Annotated in this window: 6 protein-coding genes and 1 pseudogene; 4 read left to right on the top strand and 3 right to left on the bottom strand. The window is 69.2% G+C overall.

Annotated features, from left to right (window positions below; translation table 11 throughout):
* Nucleotides 1-3: 3 nt before the first annotated feature.
* Together BMY07_RS27795 and BMY07_RS27800 are read left to right on the top strand one after the other, a co-directional pair.
* Complete coding sequence (locus tag BMY07_RS27795; protein WP_177215824.1) at nucleotides 4-606, top strand: hypothetical protein; 603 nt, start codon at nucleotides 4-6, stop codon at nucleotides 604-606.
* A 509-nt stretch (nucleotides 607-1,115) separates the two neighbouring features.
* Nucleotides 1,116-1,367 (top strand): annotated as a pseudogene (locus BMY07_RS27800) (lysylphosphatidylglycerol synthase domain-containing protein); the annotation flags it as partial.
* On the opposite strand, the gene BMY07_RS27805 reads toward BMY07_RS27800, so the two are convergent.
* The 3 genes from BMY07_RS27805 to BMY07_RS27815 are packed head-to-tail and all read right to left on the bottom strand — an operon-like array spanning nucleotide 1,345 to nucleotide 3,299.
* A complete protein-coding gene (locus BMY07_RS27805) occupies nucleotides 1,345-1,692 on the bottom strand; it encodes a cupredoxin domain-containing protein (RefSeq protein ID WP_092785130.1) in 348 nt (115 codons plus the stop codon). The pseudogene BMY07_RS27800 and the gene BMY07_RS27805 sit on opposite strands and share 23 nt — an antisense overlap.
* Nucleotides 1,693-2,490: a ferritin-like domain-containing protein gene (locus BMY07_RS27810; protein WP_218150804.1), complete on the bottom strand. Its 798-nt coding sequence runs from the start codon at nucleotides 2,488-2,490 to the stop codon at nucleotides 1,693-1,695. It lies immediately after the preceding gene.
* Complete coding sequence (locus tag BMY07_RS27815) at nucleotides 2,487-3,299, bottom strand: ferritin-like domain-containing protein (RefSeq protein WP_218150805.1); 813 nt, start codon at nucleotides 3,297-3,299, stop codon at nucleotides 2,487-2,489. The genes BMY07_RS27810 and BMY07_RS27815 overlap by 4 nt, the downstream gene beginning before the upstream one ends.
* 288 nt (nucleotides 3,300-3,587) lie before the next feature.
* Here BMY07_RS27815 and BMY07_RS27820 point away from each other — a divergent pair, with 288 nt between their 5' ends.
* Nucleotides 3,588-5,417 (top strand): cytochrome c biogenesis protein DipZ, encoded by a 1,830-nt coding sequence (locus BMY07_RS27820; protein ID WP_092785136.1) that lies wholly within the window; start codon nucleotides 3,588-3,590, stop codon nucleotides 5,415-5,417.
* A 144-nt stretch (nucleotides 5,418-5,561) separates the two neighbouring features.
* Nucleotides 5,562-6,224, top strand: coding sequence for a fasciclin domain-containing protein (locus BMY07_RS27825; RefSeq protein WP_092785139.1), 663 nt, complete (start codon nucleotides 5,562-5,564; stop codon nucleotides 6,222-6,224).
* Nucleotides 6,225-6,245 lie beyond the last annotated feature (21 nt).

Genomic DNA, 6,245 nt, shown 5'->3' on the forward strand with positions numbered 1-6,245 from the left:
GCGATGGCGTTGAGGCTGAAGTTGGGCAACTACGAGACCCAGTCCACCGACTCGTTGGGTCGCACGTGGGTCGGCTACTTCCCCCGGATGACCGAGCACGAGGCATGGGCGGCGGGCCGGGGTCTGTGGAAGATGAGCGCGGAGCGGGCCGCCCGGCAGCGGTTCGCCCTCATCGTCGGCGAGGGCCTGGTCCGCGCGGTCGGCGAGATCGCCACGTTGTCGGTGCACGGCACGCCCACCGGGCAACGCATCGCCCTGGAAGGTCATGTCCTGCCTGAAGGGCACCCCGTTCGAGACACGTGGCTGGGTAGGCCCGATCCAGTGGACAACGGCTCGCAGAACCCGATCGCTTACTGCGAACTGCCCGAGGAACAGCCGTTCCTGCTCCGACCCTGTGCCTGCGGCTGCGGCGAGGACACCGACCGCGACTTCAAGCCCGGGCACGACATCCGCGCCATCCAAGCCCGCGTCCGCGACCACTTCGGCAGCTCCCCGCTCACGTTCATCACCTGGATCGACACCACCCTGGCCGACAACGACACCACACCCGGAGCGCCTGCCACCGTCGATCGAGCAGCAGGGGCGCCAGTTCCCAGTCGGCGCTGACAGCGAGGTCACCGCCGCGACCGTGCGGGGATGTGGTGGCGCTCGTGGTTCGCCGACCGCACCGGACCGCTCGCTGGCTACTCCATCGGCATGTACGCGTCGAGCGCCTGCAACCGGGCCCACGCTCACAGCACGCGCACAGGGATCGTCGAAGAGCCTGCCGTCGTGGTCGAGTCTGGTGGATGCGTTTGCCGTGGTCGATCTGCCGTTGGTGCTGGTGGCGGCCCGCGTGGAGGTGGGCTCGCTGTGGATGTTCGCCAAGCAGCAGCAGCAGGCGTTGCTCGCCGGGTTCGGGGTGCGGGTGCCGACCCGATCCATGCTGGCCATCACCTACAGCCGGTCCGCGATGTCGATGACGCTGCCCGCGGGCTCGGTCGTGTCCGCGCTGTTCGCCGTCGAGCAGTACCGCCGGTTCGGCGCGAGCCGGGCGACCACCGCCATCGTGACCGTCGCCTCCGGGGTGGTGTCCGCGCTGGGGCTCGCGAGCGTGTACCACCGTCACGGCGGCCTTCGGCGTCGACGTCCCGGTCGTCGAGCTCGGCCTGCTCTACCTCGGCATCCAGCTCGTCCGGCAGATCCCGCTGAGCCCCGGCGGCATCGGCGTGATCGAGGTCAGCCTCATCGCCGGTCTTGGCCTCCTCGGCGCCACCATCCCCGCCGCCGCGGCGATCACCCTGGTCTACCGGCTCCTGTCCTGCTGGCTCGTCATCCCACCCGGCCTGGCCACCTGGCTGACCCTCAACAACAAGCCCGCACCGTGATGGTGCCGGTCATGTACTGGTGGAGTGAACAGATGTAGGGGTATTCGCCCGGCTTGTCGAAGGTGTGGGTGAAGGTCGCGCCGTCGCTGAGGTCGTCGGAGGCGAACGACTTGCCGGAGGCCGTGACGTTGTGCTTGGCGGTGTCGGTGAACTTCCAGGTGACCGTGGTGCCGACGACGACGGTGAGCTGCTGCGGGGTGAAGGTGAAGTTCTTGATCTCGACGGTCGCGTCGCCGGTGGCCGGAGCTGACGGGGTGGACGCCGAGTCCGTGCCACACCCCGTCAACGCCAGCACGAGAGCCGCGGCGATGAGCCGAACGCGCATCTACTTCGGGAGAAGGGCGTCGGGCTTGACGGCCTTGTCGATGCCGATGAAGGCGTCCGGGACCGGGTACTGGCCGAGGACGAAGTTGAGGATGGCGGCGTGCATGGCCTCGACCGGTTGGATGGTGGCGGCGGTCATGATGCCGCCGGTGTCGGTCACGTTGGCCGCGGCGAAGGTGTAGGTCTGGGCGGCGGCGTTCTCCAGCTCCAGCGCCAGCTTGGCCACGTCCGGCACGGACTTGGCCGCGCCGAGGGCCTTGACCTGGTCGGCGGTGATCGACAGCGGCGCGTCGCTGATGGTGGGTTTGCCCGCCTTGGACAGCACCGCGTTCCAGGCCGCCGCGTGGTCCTTGTGCTGCTTCATCGCGGTCTGCACGAACACCCCGATCGCGGGCGGCACCGTGCCCAGGGTGCCCTTGCCCGCGGCGTCGAGCGCGCCGGTGTAGGCGGTCACGGCCAGGTTCTCCAGGGCCGCGGCCAGCGCGACGACCTTGAGGTCGCCCTCGTAGGTCGCCCCCGCGGTGGTGCTCGCGGGTGCGGCGGTGGTGGTCGATGACCCGGTGTCACCACTGGAGCAGGCCGCGGCCATCCCCAGTGTGGTGACGCCGCCGACGCCGAGCAGGAAGCCGCGGCGGCCGGTCGGGAGGCCGCGGGTGATGTGGGCGAGGTTGGCCGAGAACTCGTCGAGCAGCGTGCGCACACCCGGGAAGGTGGACTCGTGCAACTCGTCGAGGTCGCGGGTCATCGCGGTCAGCTCGCGTTCGCTGATCTGCATCTCGGGGCGCTTGTCGGTGCTCACTTGACCGCTCCTTCCTCGACCGGCGAGGCCTTCTCGGTGGGGAAGAACGCGTCCGGGAACCCGACGCTGCCCGCGGCGTCCGGGAGCTTCGCCGCGTCCGGCGGCAGGGCGATCAGCTGCGGCGCGCCGCCGTCGAGCAGGGCCTTGACCGCGAGCAGGATCGCCTTGTGCTGCGACTCGACCCCGGCGACGCTGGCGAACAGCTGCCGCAGCTCCGGGGTGGAGACCTGGCTGACGTTCTTGGTGTACGTCTGCGCGGCCACGTCCTCCAGCGCGATCGCCAGGGCGACGACATCACCCGCGCCCTTGATCGTCGGCACCGCCTCCTTCACGACCGCCGCGTACTTGGCGTTCGGGTCGTTCTGCGCCTTGCCACCCAGCTTGGCCACCGCGCCGTTGAACGCCTGGCCGTGCTCGATGTGCTGCGCCATCGTTTTCTCGGCGAACGCCTTCACCACACCGTTGGCGTCCGCCCCCCCGATGAACGGCAGCGTCAACGCCGTCTTGTAGGTCGCGACCGCCAGGTTCTCCAGGCTCGCCGCGGTCTGCAACGCTTGGACGTCCTGGGCGGGGTCGGCGGCGGCCGGCCAGGCCGCGAGCAGCGTGCCCGCCCCGGCCAGCCCGGCGACCACGCCGACCTTGCCCCAGCCCGGCCACTGCCCGCCCGGATCGCGAGACCTGCCCCGGGTGTCCAGCACGGCCTCGACGTAGTCGTCCAGGTCTCGTGTGGCCGTGCGCATCGCGTCGGACTGCATGTCATCGGACTCGACCAGCAACTCGCGCAGCCCGCGCTCGTCTATGGGATCCACCGGGCACCTTCCATCCCCGCGGCGAACCACACCACAGGACATGGCGATCTGTCACCGTCGAACGCCATTCGACCTGAGTTCCGTTCACGTGCCAACTCGGTTCGCGTTTACCACTCGAACGAGTCGGGTCCGACATCGTCGGGGGATCGGTACGCGGTCACCCGTTGGTGCGTGCCCGTCCGGTGGTTCGACGTGACGCGCCGTGGACCGGTTGTCGGTAGTGCATTCGTGCCTCGCCGCGGTCCGGATTGGTCGGCGCACGGTATGCCGCGCTGACGGAGCACAAGGATGAACTCGTTGTGCGACAACCAAACCGCCAGGCTTCGGGTGGCGAATCCGCTGTCGTGGTCCGTGTTCGCGGGCCGGGTGAGGGTGGTGGTGCCGGTGTTGACGCTCGCGTTGATCGGGCTGGTCGGGGGGCTGGTGACCGGGATCTCGCCGTGCATCCTGCCGGTGTTGCCGGTGATCTTCTTCACCGGCGCGCAGTCCACCAGGGCCGATGGAGAGCGTGGGGGCGGCGTGGCGGTGGCGGCGCGGCCGGTGTCGAAGGCGCGGCCCTACCTGGTGATCGCCGGGCTGGTGGTGAGCTTCACGCTGGTCACGTTGTTCGGCTCGTTGTTGTTGTCAGTGCTGGGTTTGCCACAGGACGTGTTGCGGTGGGCCGGGCTGGTGGTGCTGGTGCTGATCGGCATCGGGCTGATCGTGCCGCGGTTCGAGCACCTGCTGGAGAAGCCGTTCAGCTGGATCCCGCAGCGCAACCCGGACGCGTCCAAGGGCGGGTTCGCGCTGGGGTTGGCGTTGGGCGCGGTGTACGTGCCGTGCGCCGGGCCGGTGCTGGCCGCCATCACGGTGGCCGGGTCGACCGGGCGGATCGGGATCGACACGGTCGTGCTCACCGCGACGTTCGCCGTGGGTGCCGCGTTGCCGTTGTTGGTGTTCGCCCTGGCCGGTCGCCGAGTCGCCGAGCGGGTCCGCGCGTTCCGCAAGCGCCAGCGGGGCATCCGGGTCACCGCGGGGATCGTCATGATCGCGTTGGCGGTGGGGTTGGTGTTCAACCTCCCGCAGTTGTTGCAGCGGGCGATCCCGGACTACACCGGCGGGTTGCAGGAACAGGTGAACGAGTCCGCCCCCGTCCGCGAGGCGCTCGACCTCGGCGGCCTGACCAACGACCAGAACAAGGACCTGGCCAAGTGCACTGTCGGCGCCACCGAGTTGCAGAGCTGCGGCACGGCACCGGACATCCGCGGCATCCAGCAGTGGCTCAACACACCTGAGAGCGCGGCGGTCAACCTGGCCGACCTGCGGGGCAAGGTCGTGCTGCTCGACTTCTGGGCGTACTCGTGCATCAACTGCCAGCGCTCGATCCCGCACGTGACCGCCTGGGACGACGCCTACCGCGCCGCGGGTCTGCGGGTGATCGGCGTGCACTCCCCGGAGTACGCGTTCGAGAAGGAACCCCGCAACGTCATCGCCGCCGCCGCCGGGTTCGGCATCCGCTACCCCGTTGCCCTCGACAACTCATTGTCCACGTGGACCAACTACCGCAACCGCTACTGGCCCGCCCACTACCTCATCGACGCCACGGGCACCGTCCGGCACATCAAGTTCGGCGAGGGCGACTACGACGTCACCGAACGCATGATCCGAGACCTGTTGCGCGCCAACGACCCCAGCGTCTCCCTCCCCACGCCGACCGACACCGCCGACACCACTCCCAACACCGCTGACATCACCCGCGAGACCTTCCTCGGCTCCACCAAACAGGTCAACTTCTCCGGCGGAGGCCCCTACACCGCGGGCCAGGCCTCGTTCGCCTTCCCCGCCCAGCAACCCGACAACACCTTCGCCCTCGACGGCGCCTGGACCCTCGACACCCAGAACATCACCCCCACCGGCACCGACGCGCGCGTCCGCCTCGACTTCCGCGCCAAGGAAGTCCGCGTGGTACTAGCCGGAACCGGAACCGTCACCCTCGACACCCCCATCGGCCCCCGCACCATCACCGTGTCCGGCACACCCCGGTCCTACGAGGTCATCACCACGCCATCCGTGCAGCCAGGCACCCTCACCGCCAACGTCAGCAGCGGTGTGGAGGTGTTCTCGTTCACCTTCGGCTGACCCAGTACCACGATCGGGTGGCTGGCCAATCCACCGCACCCGACCCGCCGAATGACCCACGAGGCCTTGAGCGCCACCGCCGAGGACTTCCACTCGCAGTCCACACGCGACTGATCATTCCCAGCACCCTGGAGTCGAACCGCCATGCAGAACAGGATTCGCACCGCTGTCGTCATCGCTGGGATCGGCGCGCTGGCGCTGACGGCAGCGGCCTGCGGGAACAGCGACAACACCGCCGCGGGCTCGTCCGCGGCGGTGACCACCACGACCACCGCCCCGATGACCACCACTGCCGCGATGGCCGCTGCTGCCGCCGCGGATCTGGTCGGCCCCGGCTGTGCCGACTACGCCAAGGCCGTTCCGAGCGGTGCGGGCTCGGTGTCGGGTATGGCCGCTGACCCGGTGGCTGTCGCCGCGGGCAACAACCCGTTGCTGACCACGCTGGTCGCGGCGGTGTCCGGCAAGCTCAACCCGAAGGTGAACCTGGTCGACACGCTCAACGGCAGCGAGTTCACGGTGTTCGCGCCGGTCGACGACGCGTTCAAGAAGATCGACGCCGCGACCATCGAGAAGCTCAAGACCGATGACGCGCTGCTGACCAAGATCCTGACCTACCACGTGGTGGCCGGGCAGAAGTCGCCGTCGGCGGTCGTCGGCTCGCAGACCACCGTGGAGAAGGGCGCTGTCGAGGTCACCGGCTCCGGCAACAACCTGAAGGTCAACGACGCCAACGTGATCTGCGGCGGCGTCAAGACCGCCAACGCCACCGTGTACCTGATCGACTCGGTCCTCATGCCCAAGAGCTGAGTGGACGCGCTGTCCCGGCCC

The sequence above is a fragment of the Actinokineospora terrae genome (genome assembly GCF_900111175.1).
Classification (GTDB): Bacteria; Actinomycetota; Actinomycetes; order Mycobacteriales; family Pseudonocardiaceae; genus Actinokineospora; species Actinokineospora terrae.